This window comes from Xenorhabdus szentirmaii DSM 16338 (assembly GCF_002632585.1).
Taxonomy (GTDB): domain Bacteria; phylum Pseudomonadota; class Gammaproteobacteria; order Enterobacterales; family Enterobacteriaceae; genus Xenorhabdus; species Xenorhabdus szentirmaii.
The window spans coordinates 302,067-320,492 of sequence record NZ_NIBV01000001.1 but is presented as its reverse complement, the minus strand read 5'-3'; the positions used below and the strand labels follow the sequence as shown (position 1 = coordinate 320,492).

The 18,426-nt window shown below is 43.9% G+C and carries 16 protein-coding genes and 2 pseudogenes; 11 read left to right on the top strand and 7 right to left on the bottom strand.

Annotated features, from left to right (window positions below):
• Positions 1-244: 244 nt before the first annotated feature.
• The gene (locus Xsze_RS01535; protein ID WP_038235088.1) at positions 245-3,367 is read left to right on the top strand and encodes an autotransporter serine protease; all 3,123 of its coding nucleotides are present in this window, start codon (positions 245-247) and stop codon (positions 3,365-3,367) included.
• Between the two features lie 119 nt (positions 3,368-3,486).
• Here Xsze_RS01535 and Xsze_RS22040 read toward each other — a convergent pair whose 3' ends face one another.
• The gene (locus tag Xsze_RS22040) at positions 3,487-3,642 is read right to left on the bottom strand and encodes a hypothetical protein (protein WP_156935855.1); all 156 of its coding nucleotides are present in this window, start codon (positions 3,640-3,642) and stop codon (positions 3,487-3,489) included.
• A gap of 209 nt (positions 3,643-3,851) precedes the next feature.
• Here Xsze_RS22040 and Xsze_RS23075 point away from each other — a divergent pair, with 209 nt between their 5' ends.
• Complete coding sequence (locus tag Xsze_RS23075; RefSeq protein WP_255296581.1) at positions 3,852-3,977, top strand: hypothetical protein; 126 nt, start codon at positions 3,852-3,854, stop codon at positions 3,975-3,977.
• Here the strand turns inward: Xsze_RS23075 and Xsze_RS01530 are convergent.
• A pseudogene (locus Xsze_RS01530) lies at positions 3,974-4,639 on the bottom strand (IS110 family transposase); the annotation flags it as partial. The gene Xsze_RS23075 and the pseudogene Xsze_RS01530 overlap by 4 nt on opposite strands.
• 162 nt (positions 4,640-4,801) lie before the next feature.
• Positions 4,802-4,936, bottom strand: a complete 135-nt coding sequence (locus Xsze_RS22530) for an IS110 family transposase (protein ID WP_244431749.1) — start codon at positions 4,934-4,936, stop codon at positions 4,802-4,804.
• Positions 4,937-5,201: 265 nt separating this feature from the next.
• Between Xsze_RS22530 and Xsze_RS01525 the strand changes: the two are divergent.
• A pseudogene (locus tag Xsze_RS01525) lies at positions 5,202-5,366 on the top strand (PAAR domain-containing protein); the annotation flags it as partial.
• 51 nt (positions 5,367-5,417) lie between these two features.
• Here the strand turns inward: Xsze_RS01525 and Xsze_RS01520 are convergent.
• From Xsze_RS01520 to Xsze_RS22035, 4 genes are all read right to left on the bottom strand, one after another.
• Positions 5,418-5,999 carry a hypothetical protein gene (locus Xsze_RS01520; protein ID WP_143707568.1) on the bottom strand — a complete coding sequence of 194 codons (582 nt, stop codon included), beginning with the start codon at positions 5,997-5,999 and terminating at the stop codon, positions 5,418-5,420.
• Positions 6,000-6,069: 70 nt separating this feature from the next.
• Positions 6,070-6,297, bottom strand: coding sequence for a hypothetical protein (locus Xsze_RS01515; RefSeq protein ID WP_038235084.1), 228 nt, complete (start codon positions 6,295-6,297; stop codon positions 6,070-6,072).
• 8 nt (positions 6,298-6,305) lie between these two features.
• Entirely contained in the window at positions 6,306-6,653 is a 348-nt protein-coding gene (locus tag Xsze_RS01510; RefSeq protein ID WP_038235081.1) for a hypothetical protein, read from the bottom strand.
• A gap of 1,434 nt (positions 6,654-8,087) precedes the next feature.
• Positions 8,088-8,264: a hypothetical protein gene (locus Xsze_RS22035; protein ID WP_156935854.1), complete on the bottom strand. Its 177-nt coding sequence runs from the start codon at positions 8,262-8,264 to the stop codon at positions 8,088-8,090.
• A 289-nt stretch (positions 8,265-8,553) separates the two neighbouring features.
• Between Xsze_RS22035 and Xsze_RS01495 the strand changes: the two genes are divergently transcribed.
• From Xsze_RS01495 to Xsze_RS01460, 8 genes are all read left to right on the top strand, one after another.
• Positions 8,554-10,305 (top strand): type VI secretion system baseplate subunit TssF, encoded by a 1,752-nt coding sequence (locus Xsze_RS01495; RefSeq protein ID WP_038235077.1) that lies wholly within the window; start codon positions 8,554-8,556, stop codon positions 10,303-10,305.
• A 33-nt stretch (positions 10,306-10,338) separates the two neighbouring features.
• Entirely contained in the window at positions 10,339-12,366 is a 2,028-nt protein-coding gene (locus tag Xsze_RS01490) for a type VI secretion system Vgr family protein (protein WP_051462305.1), read from the top strand.
• 8 nt (positions 12,367-12,374) lie between these two features.
• Positions 12,375-13,157 (top strand): DUF4123 domain-containing protein, encoded by a 783-nt coding sequence (locus Xsze_RS01485; RefSeq protein ID WP_038235076.1) that lies wholly within the window; start codon positions 12,375-12,377, stop codon positions 13,155-13,157.
• A gap of 16 nt (positions 13,158-13,173) precedes the next feature.
• On the top strand, positions 13,174-15,120 hold the full coding sequence (locus tag Xsze_RS01480; RefSeq protein WP_038235074.1) for a lipase family protein: 1,947 nt from the start codon (positions 13,174-13,176) through the stop codon (positions 15,118-15,120).
• A complete protein-coding gene (locus Xsze_RS01475) occupies positions 15,101-15,874 on the top strand; it encodes a hypothetical protein (protein ID WP_099139097.1) in 774 nt (257 codons plus the stop codon). The genes Xsze_RS01480 and Xsze_RS01475 overlap by 20 nt, the downstream gene beginning before the upstream one ends.
• An 85-nt stretch (positions 15,875-15,959) precedes the next feature.
• Entirely contained in the window at positions 15,960-16,721 is a 762-nt protein-coding gene (locus tag Xsze_RS01470) for a hypothetical protein (RefSeq protein ID WP_099139096.1), read from the top strand.
• A gap of 93 nt (positions 16,722-16,814) precedes the next feature.
• Positions 16,815-17,582: a hypothetical protein gene (locus tag Xsze_RS01465; RefSeq protein WP_038235068.1), complete on the top strand. Its 768-nt coding sequence runs from the start codon at positions 16,815-16,817 to the stop codon at positions 17,580-17,582.
• Between the two features lie 85 nt (positions 17,583-17,667).
• The coding region (locus tag Xsze_RS01460) for a hypothetical protein (protein WP_099139095.1) at positions 17,668-18,426 on the top strand (759 nt) is incomplete at its 3' end.

Sequence of the window (18,426 nt, the reverse complement as noted above, 5' to 3'; positions counted from 1 at the left end):
TGTTAATTATTTAGATCAATTTGATTTATATTTTGTTAATTTTTGTTAATTAAATGTGTCGATTTACGTGATCTAGTAATTGCATTTTGTAATTACTTAGTCCCGTTATTTTCAATAGAAATCTAAAGGTTAATTCTCTTTTTTTGCTTCGAGAGAACGTATTCCCATGATTTCGACCCCCTACACAATTAAAAACAAGATCAAAATTGGTATTTGTCTCAATTAACAATGGAATATAACTAATATGAAGAAGCACAGCAGAACATTGAAAGGCATTCCAGTTACCAAGCGTTTATCAATTAAAAGTCGACCTCGTGTACTTTGCCACGCCATTGCTTGCTGTTTGGCGGCAGTCAGTACCGGCGTTCATGCAGAAAACTATGTCGAGAAGGGAAAAGCGGGCGACCCTTCCAGCTGGCAATCCAGTGAATTCAAGGGCAATTGGGGGCTGGGAGCGATCAACGCTGATAAAGCTTATGCCAGAGGCTATACCGGCAAAGGCGTTAAGCTGGGTATATTTGATCAGGTTGTCTATGCCAAGCATCCCGAGTTTGCCGGAAAAGACAAAATAATAAATTTAGAAACGTCAGGGATACGCGAATATACCGACCCGTATATCCCCGTGAAAAAAGGCGATCGATTCCATTATGGTAGTGAGCCTAGTTTGCAGTCAAACGGGAAGTTAGGCACTCATGGGGTCCATGTTGCGGGTATTGCCGCGGCTAACCGGGATGGCAAAGAAATGCATGGCGTAGCTTATGATGCACAGATTGTGAGTGCCGATAACGGTGATCCCGGCCCTGAAGATGGCATTATTCTGGGTAATGATGGCGGAGTTTACTACGCGGGTTGGCATGCATTGATAGACAACGGCGCCCGCATCATTAATAACAGTTGGGGGATTGGCACTGGCAAGGCATTTGATAAGGGGGAAACAGATCCGGACGCCGTGCATTTTTCTCTGGCGGATGCCCAAAAGCAGTTTGATGAAATCAGGCCTATTTTAGGTACCAAACCGGGTGGTGCATATCAGGGTGCCATTGATGCGGCCCATAGTGGGGTTTTGACCATCTTTTCTGCCGGCAATAACTATAATTTTACTGAACCCGATGCCCTCCACGGAATACCTTGGTTTGTGCCGGATACTGCGCCAAACTGGCTGGTGGTTGCCAGTCTGGAGAAAGATCCGAATAGTCACAATCAGGTGCCTTATTCCATCAGCAAGTTTTCTTCCATTTGTGGTTATACGGCCAGTGTTTGTGTCAGCGCACCCGGCAGCAGTATCTACAGTGCCGTCATCGACGGAAAAGATGTGAATGACATAAAAACCGGCTATGACAAATTTAGCGGTACGTCGATGGCCTCACCTCATGTTGCCGGTAGTGCTGCGGTGTTGATGGAACGTTTTCCCTATATGACTGGTGCTCAGATAGCTTCCGTACTTCGCACAACTGCAACGGATATGGGTGAAGAGGGCATTGATAAAGTGTACGGCTGGGGCATGATTAACCTCGGAAAAGCCATTGATGGCCCAAGTATGTTCTATACCGTGGAAGACATCCCAGAACAATTCCGCATCCCGGATCCTGATGGGGTCGCTTATGGCAATGGCCAATTCATTGCTGATATTCCCGGTTCCGATGTTGTGCTGGATGAGGGCAAACCAACGCAGCGTATTTGTAATGCAAAGGAATGTTCGTCAGATGAATGGATCAATGATATCAGTGGGCATGGTGGTCTAACGAAACAGGGCCATGGTACGTTGAACCTCAGTGGCAAAAATACATATTCTGGTCCGACTCTGGTTAAACAGGGATTATTGAAGATTAATGGCAGTGTCACTTCTTCCGTTGAGGTATTGGACAGTGGCATTTTGGGTGGCAATGGCACGGTGGGCAAGCTCCATGTTCAACGTGGTGGTACGGTTGCCCCGGGTAACTTGGTTGGCATCCTTAAGGCAACGGATAACGTCACATTTGAACCCGGTTCACATTACTTCGTTGAAGTGTCTTCCAATGGTCACGCTGACCGCATTCAAACAGAAAAAAGTGTACAGCTTAATGGTGGTGAAGTGACCGCTTTCCTTGAAAAAGAAAAAAACTTACTTTCTTTTAAAGAAGTACCAAGCCTGACGAATCAGAACTTTAATATCTTAGATGCGAAGCAGGGCATTAGTGGACGTTTTGATAAGGTCACCTCAAACTATCTTTTCCTCGGTACAAACCTGTCTTATCAGCCTGAGGTCGTGACTTTACATGTCGGACGTAATGAAACAGCTTTTGCAGATGTTGCCAAAACCCAAAATGAGCGGGCGGTAGCTGCTGCGGCTGATACTCTCGGTGCAGGCAACCCGGTCTATGAAAGCATTGTAGGCAGCAATACCGGGGAACAAGCCAGAAATATCTATCGCCAGCTTGATGGGCAGGTCCATGCTGACATTACCTCTTTGTTAGTCAATGATAGCCGCTACTTGCGTGATACATTGAATACTCGCTTGAGTCAGGTTGAAGGGCGTTCATCGTCGCCGGATGTCCGTGGAGATGATAATGGTGCGTGGGTCCGGTTGCTGGGGGCATGGAGCCATGCTTCCGGGACACACAATGCCACGGGCTATCAGGCTTCTAACTACGGTGTATTCCTTGGTGCAGACACGCTTGTTGATGAACATAGCCGCATCGGTATTGCGACGGGTTATACACGCACTTCTCTTGACGGTGGTAATAGTGCGACTGCCGACAGTAATAACTATCACTTTGCGCTTTATGGTGATCGCCAGTTTGGTGATTTGGCTCTGCGGACGAACGGTGGCTTCACTTGGCACCGCATCGATACCAACCGCACTGTCAGTTATGATAGCTATTATGCCCGTGAAGATGCGAAATATAATGGCCGGACAACCCAGTTATCCGCTGAGCTTGCCTATAGCCTGCCGACAGGTGCGGTGAACTTGGAGCCGTTCGTGAATCTTGCTTATGTTAACTTCCGCAATGATGGCATCAATGAAGGCAGTAGTGTTGCCGCGCTCCACGGCAAAAAGCAACATACGGAATCGACGCTTTCTACACTGGGCTTAAGAGCCAACCACAACTGGCAAACGACCGGGGGAGCTTCTGTTACCCTGAATGGTGAATTAGGCTGGCAGCACCAATACGGTGAAAAAGAACGCACTAAAAGTTTAGCCTTCCATGGCAGTAATACAACGTTTGTAACCCACAGTGTGCCAGTGTCTCGTGATGGTCTGGCATTGAAGGCGAATGCAGAGATGAGCACGAGTGACAATGTATCCTTTATGCTGGGTTATAGTGGATTGATATCTGACAGCCATCAAGACAATAGCATGAACGTTGGTTTCAGATGGCAATTCTGAGAGTGAATTAAATGTAATAAGTTGATTAAACATGCGAAGCCAGTATTTCTGGCTTCGCAGATTGGAAATATAAAACAGAAGGGATGCGTAGAACTTTCCAGCGTAAACAGTAAATAATATCATGCTATTTTAGGTAGGTTTTTCTCAAAAAACACTTTTAATCTATTGCTAATAATAGGAATTGAATTGTTGTTAGGTAAATAATCAACAGTATCATACTGATATTCACCAATGTTCTTATTTGAATAACTTTCAGGAATATCCCATTTATACATAATATTATCTCTACAACAATAGGCTCACCTAAGTGAATTGGTTTTATTCCATGCTCTGTATGAGGCGTTAAAAATACACTTCTTAGTCATTGTCGTCATCAATGCCTAAATAGCTGCACCAAATAATAGATCACCTGAAGGGAACTCAGTCCGGATTGTGCGATCTGATTAATCGCCAAACTCACGAACATCACCAACCGGACTGAGCGATGACAATCATAGCACCCATACCCCGTAATGAACGACGCCTGATGCAGAAAATGGTTCAGAGCACCCGTGAAACACTGAGCTGGCTGAAAACCAATCCGAAGTTCAGATACCGTCTCAGCCATTAAACTGCAAGCGGTATTTCTGCGTTAAATAATGTGCCTGATTTCATTACACCATAAGCTAACCGTAAGAGTTTACGCATAACGGCACAAACACCGATCTTCCCTCCTTTATGACGTGCTGTGAGCTGCTCCCACTGCTTTCTCACTACCTTATTGCAATTAATTGCTGCCAATGCTGGCATATAAAGTGCTTTTCGCAACTCGGCACTTCCCTGCTTCGAGAGATGGGCTGGCCCTTTTAGCTGCCCTGATTCATGCAATTTGGGATTGAGTCCTGCATAAGCCACAACCTGCCCACTGTGTTGAAATCGTGAACCATCACCAATATAAGCTAATAATGTTGCACTTGACCGTTCACCAATACCGGGAATGCTTTCCAATAATGCCTTATTTTTCTTCAGTATGGGGGAGTCATCAATGTGATTTTTTATTTTCTGTTCTGTGTCGTTGATCTCTTGCTTTAGCAGGGTGATTATTTTTGTATGAGAATCATAAATAATTTCATTCGCTACAGAGAGACGATTCTCTTCTGTCAAAAGCATTTCATTCAGCTTATTGAGATGGCGGGCTAACGCCAGTAACTGGCGTTCACAGAGCGGTGCAGGCTGCCATGCAGGCGGGTGCTGGCTGGCGCAATAACGTGCTATCAGCTTGGCGTCAATTTTATCCGTTTTATTACGAAGTCATTCCGCTTTCCCAAATGCATGGATTTGTACTGGATTCACGACACTGATAATCAATCCTTTATCCGAAAAGTAGAATGCGAGCGGGTAACCATAAGTTCCCGTGGCTTTCATGCAAAAATGGTAATTTGAGTCGGGGGTAAGTCAATCAATGAAGGCGTCGAATCCTTGAAGATCATTCGAAAAATGTTTGGTTTTGTCATGATTTTTTCCTGACCAAACAGCGACATCAAATTTGAGTTTAGCAATATCAATGCCGACCACGATGTTATCAGACATAAGTTTATCCTCTTTGTCAGAAACATAGGATATATCGCCATGATTAGACTTATAAAATAGATGCTCAAGGTACAAGATACCGTTCAATCTTAAAGGCGATAAAGAGGTTATGCTGTTGTGGTTTACTCTGAACTACGAACTTTACTGAATGACAAATCTCAGGTTCAGGTTAATGATAACAAACTCACAACAGCATCCCTCAGGGGATTATCGCTCTGCAAAAGTGATAATCAAGATATAAGGGTTAACTAAGCATGGTGAACTTGTTGCTTGTGTGGGGGATGATGTCTTTTGTCCTGCGTGTAAGGGCACCGGCTCTATTGCTGAAGGTTCTTCCCTGACGGTGATTCAGGGGAAGGCGGTGGCATTGGAAGGGCACAAGGTAGATTGTGGCTGCCCCTCTGGCTGTACCCTTGTTGCTGGGGGATAACGAAATTTCACAGGCGGTAGAATGACTATCGCCTTGTAATACTTAACACATTTAATTTTTTGTTGGTTCTTGATATATTACATCTCCCCTCACTGCTTGATTTTCATTTGTATATGAAAACCAATAATAATCTCGATAATCCTGAAAATTTGGTACTATTTCCTTTTTTATCAAAACCTTTGCATTATCTTTTGACATGACGTAATACTTAATCGGTTTTATTCCATTTTTAAAATCATCAAAATTCAAAAGTAATGCTTTTCTTCCACTGGTATCTGGATAATAAAAGTACCCTTCATGATGAACAAGTTTGTTATCTTTGGTAAAGATAATATGCTGGGAAAACTCCAGATTCATATCAAGTTTTAGGTTGACAAAACTTTCAACACGTTTATGTTCAAATCCACTATCGATGAGATACATGTAATCCCATTCAAATGAGGTGACGTTTGCCATGTTAACCACACATTCCTCATTAACATGACAATGCTTATCTGTATAATCAAATATCTTTTCGACGATATTAATTTGCTTGTATGTGTAAAAATAAAACACAGAGAAAGAAATAATAAATAAAGTAACTAATATACTCTTTCGCCCCGACAAATAATTTTTTGGGTGAAAATCCATCATTATTCCCTCTCTATGTTGTCCATTTATATAAAAAAGCTGAGCCTAAATTTATGTTATCTTGAAATCGTTATCATGGATAATAGTGGGTGAGGGGTTCGTTTTTCTTTCCGGCCGCTATTTGTTCGGGAGAAAAACCATTATTATCACCTCGGTCAAATTGACTCTTCATGTAATTAAACTGTGTATCTGTGATTTTTTCTTTCTCTACTGAAAATCCCGAAGCATTTTCTTTGATAACGTTGAGGCCTTCTTTATGAAAATGATTTAAGACCACATTAGCATGAACTTTAGCTGGCATATTGGGATTTACCTTGCCAAGTCCTCGGCCTTCTCCATTTCTCTTTTTAAATAAGGGCAATTTTTTCTTGAGCATACAGGACAGATTCCGTCCTCTGCCCCATGTTCTTTCCAAAAATTAATCATATCACGAGAACTCATTCCTCCATCTGGTGCATACGTGGCACCCAATGCTAATGCGTGACGTGCTCTGGCATACCCTCCAGGTATAAATTCAGGAAGAGATGGCATGAAATCTGATCTAATTCTGTTTAAGACTTCTCTTCCGTTGATTTGATCCGGGATAATTTTCACAATTCTAAGGTTTTCCGAAGTATATGGAACACCATTTTTATAATATGCAATTATGTCACTCATTGTTATTTCCTTAATTAAATGATTTTAAAAAATGAATTTAACTCCTTAATGAAAGGGAAAATAAAATTTATATGAACTATAATTTCAAAATCTATGAGTATGAATTATATTTAGAGTAAAATATTTTTATATTACTATTTGAGTATAGCGATACTTATATTTACAAAGAAAATATTTCATAATTTTATTTAACGTAAAAATATTTAAACTGGATGTGTAGTAGTTATTACAAATTCAATTAATGACGTTCAGATTCATTAGTGCAATTTACGATGATGTATTGTAAGTATAAAAATAAATTATCGTAAAGCGAGAAGCTGGAATTTCAATCTATACGCAATTAACTTGAAGATGCAGGAATTAAAGTCTGGAAATTATCTGTCAGTCGCGTCGCCAATTCCTGTCCTTTTTCGGGGAATATGACATGAAAAAAATGATGAAATGTTTCACGGAACGTTTTTGCATCCGGGAAATAGACATTATTGCGTATCGTTATTCATTCCTGCTACCCCTTCCATTCATTAATATTGATGGTGGCAATTCAGACAGGGTTTGCACTACCGGAAAATACCCAACCGGCGAGGCCGAAGCCTCCCCAGTCTGAACCGCCATTGAAAAGGGCACAAGCAAACACGCTGGTAGGAACTTTCTACCAGCGGGGCATTTTCTCAAGGGGGCAAATCCCTGACCACTAGATTTTGCTAATGGCGGGAATACCTTAACGGATTGTTTTATCTAACTCAATAACCGAACGGCTAAGTTGAACGGTTATAAACCTACTTCAAACTTATTTGAACACATGCGCGATCAAACAGAAAGTTAGGCTATTTTGTAGGTAAAGGCGCAGTGAATCCTGCCCTCAGTTATCACACAAACTCAGAGGAGAATAGGGACGGCTACATCAATCTTTGTTGTTTATTCTCGTTCGTGATCGCTTCGCTATCCGTATTTTCCCTGTGTTTTTCAGACTTATTTTACTTATTTCGAAACATTCCCTGCGTGTCGGTGAGGTTCACCGTTCTGTGGTGCGTCAGATAATGTGTAGCAGGGCGAGGTGGTGTTGAGTTTTTGCAGGAGTTCGCTATGTGCTCAGCACGGCGATGGAATACTCCCCGTTCAGTGCCTGATCAGCTCAGGATGAACGCCTCATTAATCGTGACGTGGCGTGATTTCTCCTTTTTTATTGCATCAGCCTGTTGTAAGGCAGTGGATTAAAAACCAGACCGGACAATTGTTCATCAATCAAACAAAATTGCAGTCTGTACGGGTCAATGGCTTATTTCGAGCGGTTTCATTGAGTAATTCGGGGTTCAAATGGGTCGTAAAGGCAGGCCAGACGTGCTCTGGACGTTGGCCGCTTAGCGGCGTCACTTGGTAATCGCTCCGCTTAAACGCAAGTGACGCCACGCGGTGTTCGGGACGTTTATTCGTGCGTTAATCAAAACGTGGATGAAGATCGTGCAGGGGTAAATTTAACGGTGAACGTGGTAGGAATACTGCTCTGCGTGAATGATAAGCCGGTGAGTCAAGAAACCGGATAACTTTCATCGCCAGACGATGGGTTATGTGCCTGACAATATCTGCTTCCAAAGGTGCGCAGATGTACCGCAATACTTGCTCTCCCTTTCAGGCTACGGGAGTTTTATTTCGCCACCCGAAGGCGATGGATCGTTATTGTCAGCAAAGATGTTATCGGTTGAAGAGAAAGGGGGCAAATGATTACTGCGATTGTTTTTTTAAGATTTTTCCTGAATAGCAAGAAAATCGAAACTCATCAATTAAATTAACCAATAACTCCGTATAATAGTCAAATTGAGTCTTTTTCTTTTTTATTTATAAATATTTTCAATGAAATGCCGATGGTTTATTAGTTTGAATATCTGCGCAAAGAAGGAGAAATATGAAAAACCGCAAGGAATCACTGTACCTGCAAGAACGCGCTTACCTGTGGGAGCTGGCTCAGCGCGTGATAAAAGAGTCCCCCCATTTAACAGACTTTCTGGCAACGGCTAATGATCCCGATATTCAACGTCTTTTTGAGGCGTTTTCTCTGCTGATTGCCCGTTTACGGGATAAACTGGAGGATGATTTCCCCGAAATTACCCACGGTATTCTGGCCCGTATCTGGCCGTTAGTGCTGTGCCCTGTTCCGCCTGCCACAATCCTGCAATTTTTCCCTACCGATGGTGAACATCAGGGCGCTGCGGATATTCCCAAGAGCACTGCTGTTTCTGCACAGACGGAGGAGCAATTACTCTCGTTCAAAACCTGCCGCCCGCTGCATATTGAGCCTTTAGTGGTGCGGGATCGCAGGGTGAAAAAAACCGGCACCCACAGTGAAATTATCCTGACCCTGTGTCAGACGGGAAGTGCTTCTTCGGTCTGGAAATGCGGAGCGCTCTCTTTTTTCCTTGGCACGGATACTGAGCAGGCGGCACAACTCAGCCTGTGGCTTGATCAGCATATCTGTGAGATGAGCGTCAGCGCACAGGGCGAGCAACGCAAGCTGAGCTGTTTTCCTTATGGCTGGCATGACCTGCTGGATAAGCCCATCCTGCCGATGAAAAACAACCCCTATACCGGCCTGCAAACGTTGGTTGAATATTATGCGCTGCCTCATCTGTATAATTTTGTCACGCTGGATATCAGCTGTGACCGCACGGAAATCCCGCTCAATGCGGACGGCACGTTTGAACTGATTTTTCGTTTTGAAGGCGAACTGCCGCTGGATGGTGTCGGTGATGCCTTTATGCTGGGCTGTGTGCCGGCCATTCATCTGGAAAAACAAATCAGCCCGCCTATTCAGCTGAGTGCCGAAAATCACTGTTATCCCTTGCTGCTGGGGGATTCCGTAAAATTGTTCCGGTTGCATGACGTTCAGGTAGTTCAACAACCCGATGATGACGCCCAACGGGGCATGCCTTACCGCTACCTGCCGATAGAGCAGTTTACGCCCGCAGCGGAACTGTTGGCCGGGGAAGAGCCAGATTATTTCTACTATCAGCTCCGCACCGAGCGTGATTTGCTGGATCGCATTCAACACCGGTTGCATTTTTTTGACCTGACAGGAAAACCGGCTCGCAACTTGCCTGAACTCGCGGTCGCCTGCGATTTCACGGGCTACCATGAACCCGCAATGGCACTGGCGCAAGGCAGCATCAGTGTGATGCAGGAGGGTTCGCCTTCGCATCTCAGCGTGCACAATATTACGCCAGTGACCCCCGATTATCCGCCGATGTTGCAGGATAACTCCGGCTGGCCGCTGCTTTCCTGCCTCGCCAGCCCACCGGTTTTGTTGTTTACCCCAGAAGGGATGCGCCATTTTCTTCGTCTGTTTAACCATTATGCCGAATTTAACCGCCCCCTGAGCCGCCATATCCAGCGCCATATCGACGGCATTATGCAAGTGGAAGAGAGCCTGATTGACCGGATAAAACTGGGCTGCCCTGTCCGTGGGCGTCTGCTGTCACTGACCCTGAACCCCGATTGTTACGCCAATCCGGGGGAGATGTACCGCTTCTGCCGCTTAATCCATGAGGCGATGGCCTGCTTTGTCAGTCAGTCTACCTTCGTCAAACTGGATGTCTCTACCCCGCACCAAAAAAATCTGTGGGAATTCAAAGAAGTCTATGGAGCACGCATGGAGATGTAATTGTTAAACCATCATGACAAGGAGCAAAATAGGATGAATATCATGAACGGGCTGACGGCGGCCAAAAGCGGATTACGCTTTACTTTTCAGATAGCGGGGCTGCCTGAATCCACCTTTGCCGTGGGGGAATTTTCCCTTCAGGAAGGGTTATCTGAACTGTTTACCCTCAATCTGACACTGGTTCAGTCCCTGCCCGATAACCCCTTTCGGCCGAAGCCGGAGATCGATTTAACCACACTATTGATGCAGGAAGCGGTGTTGCAGGTGTTTAACGGCGCAACGTTGCAACGCAAAATCACCGGCATTGTTTCCCACGCTGACTGGGCGGGCACCGACGGTAATAAAACCCTGTATACCGTAACGGTTCGGCCTGCCCTCTGGCGTCTGACACTTAATCAGGACAGTCGGATTTTCCATCAGAAAAATGTGCCTGCCATTCTCAATAGCCTGTTGAAAAAGCATAAAGTCCGTGCCGATTCGAAGCTCTACGATCCGCATCAGGACCGGGAATATGTGACCCAGAAACGGGAATCTGACTATGGGTTTTTCAGCCGATTGGCAGCGGAAGAGGGGGTCAGTTTCTGGTTTGAGGATGAAACGTTATTTTTCAGTGACAGCCATCTGGGGATGACGGCGGGACTGCCGTTGCTTTATCAGCCCCAGCCGGAAACCGCACACGGGGCAGATACCATTTATCAGGTACGACTGGGTGTCGGGATGAGTCCGCAACGCAGTTTCCATAAAGATTTCAACCCCGAAAACCCACGTTATCACCTTTCCCATATGCAGAGCAGCGAAGGTTTTCGGGATTTCGGCAGCAAAACCCCCTACACCGTGTTTGAAAGTTACGGGCGTTTTCAGAAAGATGCCGCCGCGAAACCGTTTCTCAAATACCGCCATGAAGCGCTGGATAACCAGAAAAAAACCGGCAGCGGCAGCAGTAACTGCATCAAACTGATGCCCGGCAAAATCTTTGAGATAAAAAACCATCCGCACACTCCGCTGAATGCCCGCTGGCAGGTAGTCGGTATCAGCCATCACGGGCGCTGCCCGCAAGCATTGGGGCACGACGGTGGTGAAGGCACAACACTCAGCAACCATTTCAGTTTTATCGACGGCCTTGCCGACTGGCGCCCGCCTTTTCACTACAAACCGTTGGCCGATGGCGATGAAACCGCGATGGTGGTCGGGCCGGAAGGGGAAGAAATTTTTGTCAATAAAGACGGCGCGATTAAAGTCCATTTTCACTGGAACCGCTATGACCCACCCGATGATAGCGCGTCCTGCTGGGTTCGCGTCGCACAGGGCTGGAATGGCAACGGCTTCGGTTTTATGGCGATCCCACGTATCGGGCAGGAAGTGATGATTTCCTATCTCAACGGGGATATCGACCGCCCGATTGTTACCGGCTGTGTGTATAACGGACTGAACCGCCCGCCGCTGGATTTACCGGCACAGAAAACCCGCACAACTTTCAAGACCAAAACCCATAAGGGCAAGGGCTTTAACGAACTGCGCTTTGAGGATGCCAAAGACAGCGAGGAAATTTATTTCCACGGCCAGAAAGATTTCACCGCCCATATCGAAAACGATGTCCTCTGGCATATCAAACATGACCAGAAACAACGTATCGATAACAACCGTTATCACGAAATCCTCGCCGATGATCATCATCAGGTGGCCGGTTCGCGCAAGATCACCACCGAAGGCGATGTCTCCCACCGGATTGCCGGCAGCCAGCATACCCAGACGGGCGATGCCACCGTGATTGACAGCGGGCAGGAAATCCACCTGAAAAGTGGCGGCAAAGTGGTATTGGAAGCCGCCTCGGAAATCACCCTGAAAGTGGGCGGCCATTTTCTCAAAGTCACGCCGGCTGGAGTTTTGTGCTCCACGATGAATGTCGGACAAGGTTCAGCAGGCAGTGGGCGCGGGCTGGCACTGCAACTGCCGGAAGGGGTGGAGCCGTTACCGATGGTGGAATTTCCGGTGCATCCTTATTGTCCGGAACTGGCACAACAAGATGTCAGCCCAGTGGTTAAGCCAGCCAAAAAGGAATAAAGATAACAATGGAAGAAACAATTATCGAAACGCCAATAAGCTGGCAGACATGGTTGAATGAGTCTCATGATGCACCCGTGTTTTTTATCCTCAACTCGCTGGCGAAACCCAATCCGATAGATTGCTTTTACCTTAATGATTGGGTCGAGGAGGCTTTTCCTCTGTATAGCGGCACACCGATGCACAAGATGCTGCAACAAAGCCCGTGGTTGGCGCAGGCTAAACCCCGCCAGTTATCCCAGATAGGCAGGATGCTGGATAGCCACACACTCAGTGACAATAGCTGGGGCTGGGCTTACCGAAGCCGTGCACCGTGGCAGGCTCAGCTTGCCCACTGGCAACGCCGCCAACAAGTGATGATGAATGGTGAACAGGTACTGTTCCGCATTATGGACGCCCGCGTTTTTGGCGCAATGATACCCGCTTTTACGCCCAGCGACTGGTCACTGATGCTGACACCGGTCACAGAGCTAATGATCGACACGCCAGAGCCGACACGGTTTGACCGCCCCGAAGACTGCACAGAGGGCAACAATGAAATTCCCTTTACACTCGGTGAACACCTGCTGGCCGTCTGGTTACGTTCGCCTTATGGCCTGAAAACGTTAACCAGTTCCCTTTATAACGATTTATGGGAAAACCACGGAGCAATGGCGAAGCAATGGGATCAACCAGAAGGCAGTTTAGAACCCCGGATTGAGCAGTGGCTGAGGCAAAAACTGGAAGCCGGGCAACGTATTGAAAAAATCTCCGGTCAGGATTATCTGCTGGTCATGGAACGAGAAAAATAACAGGGAGTACCTATTTATGAATAAGACTAATTCGGTTTATTGTCATAATTGTTCGGATCTGTTAAAGAACAAAATCGAAATTCAGCTTGTAGATGAATTCAATAAACCCATTTCTAATATGCCTTATATTTTAAAAAATAGAAAAGATGAGCGTAAGGGAATGACGGATGGAAATGGCATGATCCGAGAAGAAAATTTGTTGGCTTCTCCTTTGAGTTTATTCCTCAATGGGCAGAAACTTGCCGATGAAATGGAAACACGGCCATTACGAGTCTCTCGGGGTGAGCATAATTCAACAGTCAGGCCAGAAGCTGAATCCAAAGGTTGTTTTTATCGTTATGCTGTCATTGGTGAATTGTGTGACAAAGCCCCTGATATTGCAGAGTGGGAACAAGCTAAATTTGGGCTACCTTATTACCATTTTCCTAAAGAAGATGAATTTAACGGATTGGCGTTTTACTGTGAGGATTTTAATCAACGTCATGTGATTGAGGTCTGTCCGTTCAGAGCATGGTCTTTAATCCTGAAACATACACCAGACTACGATTTAGTGAATGCGTACAACCTGGGGCTAATGTCACTCTTGGTGTATAAGGATGAAGTGATGGTTGACCCGGATTCTCCTGATATTAAGGATATGAGGCCATTTATTAATACTCCCAATACGACCACTTCTTTTTTCTACCAGCAATGCTTTGATTTATCACAAGCCCCGATTATCAATGATGGTTCCATTTTTTCCGCGATTGTCAACGATGTCCCCTTTAAAGAACGTTATCGACCGGCTATATTCCTGGATGCTAAACAAGTGAAAACGCCTGAAACATTCGAGCATGATACGCAAATGTTTTTTGTTGAAAATGAAACGCAAATTATTGTGGCATGGAGGGGAACGGCAAGCTCGAGAGATGCGCTGACGGACGCGACTTATCGCCCCATTCCTTGCCCGGAGAATATTCTTCCCGGTGGAAAGGCCAAGGTTCATAAGGGCTTTTTAGACGCGTATCAGTGCATGGAGAAATATTTTGAAAAGAGAACGACAGAGATAAAAGAGAAATCACGCTCTAAAACTAAAAAGTTATATATCTGCGGGCATAGTTTAGGAGGGGCGCTCGCTTTATTACATGCCACAGAGCTAAGAGATAATAATCCCCTCCTTTATACTTATGGAATGCCTCGGGTTTTCACGAGAAGTGGAGCCAAGGCCTTAACATCATTGAATCATTTCCGGCATGTCAATGATGCCGATACCGTAACGAGCGTGCCATTCGATACCAATATGGATAACTGGTTATTTGACGTTTTTGGTCCATTCGGCCCCGTTTTTGGCTTTGTCTGGACCTTAGGCACATTACCCAGCATTCCAATACAAAAATCTCTCCCTGAGATGGGTGAAGTCTATTATCACCAAGGAAATACCGTGAGCTTCTTTAGGGCGAAACAAGTGGGTCAAGCAGAAGTCCCATGCAGGAATGACATCGGGTCTTGCGGTAAAATGGGGTGGACCATGCTTAATACCCACAAGTTTTATTTAGTGCCAAGCATAACTAGCTCTTTAGATGAAGAGCTAAAGAATGAACAACAGGAATATATGGACTCATTCAAGGGAGATAAATCTGTTATCGATAAAATTTTCCCAAAAGGGAATAATCCTGATTTAGATACGATTATAACGAGGTTCACAGACCACTCTATGGTCAAATATCAAGCCATTATAAATAATCAATTGCTCAGTTTCTTAGCGCCAACGAGAACGCCTAAGCGAATAGAGTCAAAAGAAGCATTTGTTGAAACAATGCATCATAAAGATGCCTATCCACCTAGTGCAAAACGTAACACCACCTTGATGGCACTCGAAAATAAACTGCACGATATTTTTAAACAAGATGTTGATCAAGATGAATTATTGAAACACGCTCTTGAGCGATACAAGGAAATCACCCATGAAATTGCTATGGAATAAAAGCGTATTATCCTCCCTGCTGGCTGTGTTTTTTATACAAGGCTGCGCGCAAAGCGGATCATTCTCTCCACCGATGAATGGCGAGAATATTCATTTTACGGCAACGATCCCTGATGAGTTGGAGGCCTTACCCATTTCAGCCATGTATCGTTCTAAAATTTGCCGCAAAGAACGTCGCAGCGCGAATATGCAGCCGTATTCTGTGCCGGGGTTTTATTATGCCACCTACCCGCTATCCATCGGTCAATCAAATCAAGTTGAGGCCAATGTCCCTAAGGAGGGGGGAGGGAAGTGTGATTGGAAACTGAGTAATATTACTTTCGAAGTGAAGCTGAAAGATACATCAACCATTGCGCCTCTTATTGAAAAAAATTTTGGATTTGATACGACATTTGTGATTGATGGTAATGCACCACAAGTATTTGATGGGGGATATGTAAAAAAAACAGGGGATTTAAATGAAGACATTATTCTATTTCCTTTACTCAGTGAGATGTTTTTAGGGGAAAGGTATAATCAATCATTTAAATTGGTAGGAAAATATGATGTTATGACCTATAAAATGAATAATGGTAGCAATATTCATCTTAATTTCTTATATGAAAAAAATTTTTTATCTCATTGGAATGGAGGGAAAAATCAGGATGCAGATACCTCACTGACTTATCCTGACGGAACAATCATATACAATGGTGATGTAAGTCCAGAGTTTGATAAATTAATGCGCATTTTTGAATCAAGAAACGGCAAATAAACTATGATGTCGTCATTCAGACTTAATCTGGCAGTCACCCACTTTGATTTAGGAGCTGTCAGATTAAGATGCAAGGAAATCACCCATGAAATTGCTATGGAATAAAAGCGTATTATCCTCCCTATTGGCTGTGTTTTTTATACAAGGATGCACGAGTGAATCATTCCCCCCGCCGATGAATGGCGAGAATATTCATTTTACGGCAACTCTTCCTGATGAGTTGGTTGCCTTACCCATTTCAGCCATGTATCGTTCTAAAATTTGCCGCAAAGAACGCCGCACCGCGAATATGCAGTCGTATTCTGTGCCGGGGTTTTATCATGCCACCTACCCGCTATCCATCCGTCAGTCAAATCAGGTTGAGGCCAATATCCCTAAAGAGGGAGGAGGGAAGTGTGACTGGAAACTGAGTAATATTACTTTTGAAGTAAAGCTGAAAGATACAGCAACCATTGCGCCTCTTATTGACAATAATTTTGGATTTGATACGACATTTGTTATTGATGGTAATGCGCCACAAATATTCGATGGGGGATATATAAAAAAAACAGGTGATTTAAATGAAGAAATAATTTTATTTCCCCTTCTAACAAAAAGCTTTTTAAGTGGCAATGAGACTTCATTTTACCTTATAGGGAAAGATGATCCGTTAACATATAAAACAGGATTAGCCAAAAATATTAACCTAAATTACACATATATAAAACAAATGCTTTCAATTTGGACTGGTAGAAAGAACAATGACAGGCCATTTATGACATATCCTAATGGCGATATTGTTTATGGCGAGGTTAGGCCTAAATATAAAATGTTAATGCGTATTCTTGAATCAAGAAACAGCAAATAGACTAAATGTAGTCATTCAGACTTATCTGACAATCCCTACTTTTTTTAGGGCCTGTCAGAGTAAATTAGGTTGAACGATACAAGGAAATCACCCATGAAATTGCTATGGAATAAAAGTGCATTATCCTCCCTATTGGCTGTGTTTTTTATACAAGGATGCACGAGTGAATCATTCTCCCCGCCGATTAATGGCGAGAATATTCATTTTACGGCAACGATCCCTGATGAGTTGGAGGCCTTACCCATTTCAGCCATGTATCGTTCTAAAACTTGCCGCAAAGAACGTCGCACCGCAAATATGCAGTCGTATTCTGTGCCGGGTTTTCATTATGCCACCTACCCGCTATCCATCCGTCAGCCAAATCAGGTTGAAGTCAGTGTCCCTAAGGAAGGAGGGGGTAAATGTGATTGGAAACTGAGTAATATTACTTTCGAAGTGAAGCTGAAAGATACGTCAACCATTGCGCCTATTATTGACGATAATTTTGGATTTGAGACGACATTTGTGATTGATGATAATGCACCACAAGTATTCGATGGGGGATATATAAAAAAAACAGGTAATTTAAATGAAGAAATTATTTTATTTCCTTTACTAAGAGAAAGGTTCTTTGGGAGGCATAGTCAATCATTTTATTTGGTAGGAAAATATGATGTTATGACATATAAACTGAATAATGGTAGAAAAATTCATCTTAATATCTTATATGAAAAAAAATTTTTAACTTATTGGCAGGGAGGGAAAAATAAGGATAGAGAAACATCACTGACTTATCCTGATGGAACAATCATATACAATGGCGATGTAAGTCCAGACTTTGATAAATTAATGCGTATTCTTGAATCCAGAAGCAGCAAATAGATTAAGATGTCGTCATTCAGACGTAATCTGACAGTTGCCCATTTTGATTTAGGAGCTGTCAGATTAAGATGCAAGGAAATTACCCATGAAATTGCTATGGAATAAAAGCGTATTACCCTCTCTGCTGGCTTTATTTTTCATACAAGGATGTGCGAGCGGATCATTCTCTCCGCCGATTAATGGAGAGCATGTTCATTTTACGGCAACTCTTCCTGATGAGTTGGTTGCCTTACCCATTTCAGCCATGTATCGTTCTAAAATTTGCCGCAAAGAACGCCGAACCGCGAATATGCAGTCGTATTCTGTGCCGGGGTTTTATCATGCCACCTACCCGCTATCCATCCGTCAGTCAAATCAGGTTGAGGCCAGTGTCCCTAAGGAGGGGGGAGGGAAGTGTGACTGGAAACTGAGTAATATTACTTTCGAAGTGAAGCTGAAAGATACATCAACCATTGCGCCTCTTATTGACGATAATTTTGGATTTAAAACGACATTTGTGATTGATGGTAATGCACCACAAGTATTCGATGGGGGATATATAAAAAAAACAGGTGATTTAAATGAAGAAATTATTCTATTCCCTTTACTCAGTGAGATGTTCCTAGGGGGGGAGAGTCAATCATTTAATTTGGTAGGAAAATATGATGTTATGACCTATAAAATGAATAATGGTAGAAAAATTCATCTTAATGTTTTATATGAAAAAGATTTTTTATCTCATTGGCAGGGGAGAAAAAATCAGGATGCAGATACCTCACTGACTTATCCTGACGGAACAATCATATACAATGGTGATGTAAGTCCAGAGTTTGATAAATTAATGCGCATTTTTGAATCAAGAAAC

Excerpts from the sequence above, each read along its gene's own strand:
- Xsze_RS01535 (WP_038235088.1), top strand. The coding sequence starts at position 245 with ATGAAGAAGCACAGCAGAACATTGAAAGGCATTCCAGTTACCAAGCGT.
- Xsze_RS22040 (WP_156935855.1), bottom strand. The coding sequence starts at position 3,642 with ATGTATAAATGGGATATTCCTGAAAGTTATTCAAATAAGAACATTGGT.
- Xsze_RS23075 (WP_255296581.1), top strand. The coding sequence starts at position 3,852 with ATGACAATCATAGCACCCATACCCCGTAATGAACGACGCCTGATGCAG.
- Xsze_RS22530 (WP_244431749.1), bottom strand. The coding sequence starts at position 4,936 with ATGTCTGATAACATCGTGGTCGGCATTGATATTGCTAAACTCAAATTT.
- Xsze_RS01520 (WP_143707568.1), bottom strand. The coding sequence starts at position 5,999 with ATGATGGATTTTCACCCAAAAAATTATTTGTCGGGGCGAAAGAGTATA.
- Xsze_RS01515 (WP_038235084.1), bottom strand. The coding sequence starts at position 6,297 with ATGCCAGCTAAAGTTCATGCTAATGTGGTCTTAAATCATTTTCATAAA.
- Xsze_RS01510 (WP_038235081.1), bottom strand. The coding sequence starts at position 6,653 with ATGAGTGACATAATTGCATATTATAAAAATGGTGTTCCATATACTTCG.
- Xsze_RS01495 (WP_038235077.1), top strand. The coding sequence starts at position 8,554 with ATGAAAAACCGCAAGGAATCACTGTACCTGCAAGAACGCGCTTACCTG.
- Xsze_RS01490 (WP_051462305.1), top strand. The coding sequence starts at position 10,339 with ATGAATATCATGAACGGGCTGACGGCGGCCAAAAGCGGATTACGCTTT.
- Xsze_RS01485 (WP_038235076.1), top strand. The coding sequence starts at position 12,375 with ATGGAAGAAACAATTATCGAAACGCCAATAAGCTGGCAGACATGGTTG.
- Xsze_RS01480 (WP_038235074.1), top strand. The coding sequence starts at position 13,174 with ATGAATAAGACTAATTCGGTTTATTGTCATAATTGTTCGGATCTGTTA.
- Xsze_RS01475 (WP_099139097.1), top strand. The coding sequence starts at position 15,101 with ATGAAATTGCTATGGAATAAAAGCGTATTATCCTCCCTGCTGGCTGTG.
- Xsze_RS01470 (WP_099139096.1), top strand. The coding sequence starts at position 15,960 with ATGAAATTGCTATGGAATAAAAGCGTATTATCCTCCCTATTGGCTGTG.
- Xsze_RS01465 (WP_038235068.1), top strand. The coding sequence starts at position 16,815 with ATGAAATTGCTATGGAATAAAAGTGCATTATCCTCCCTATTGGCTGTG.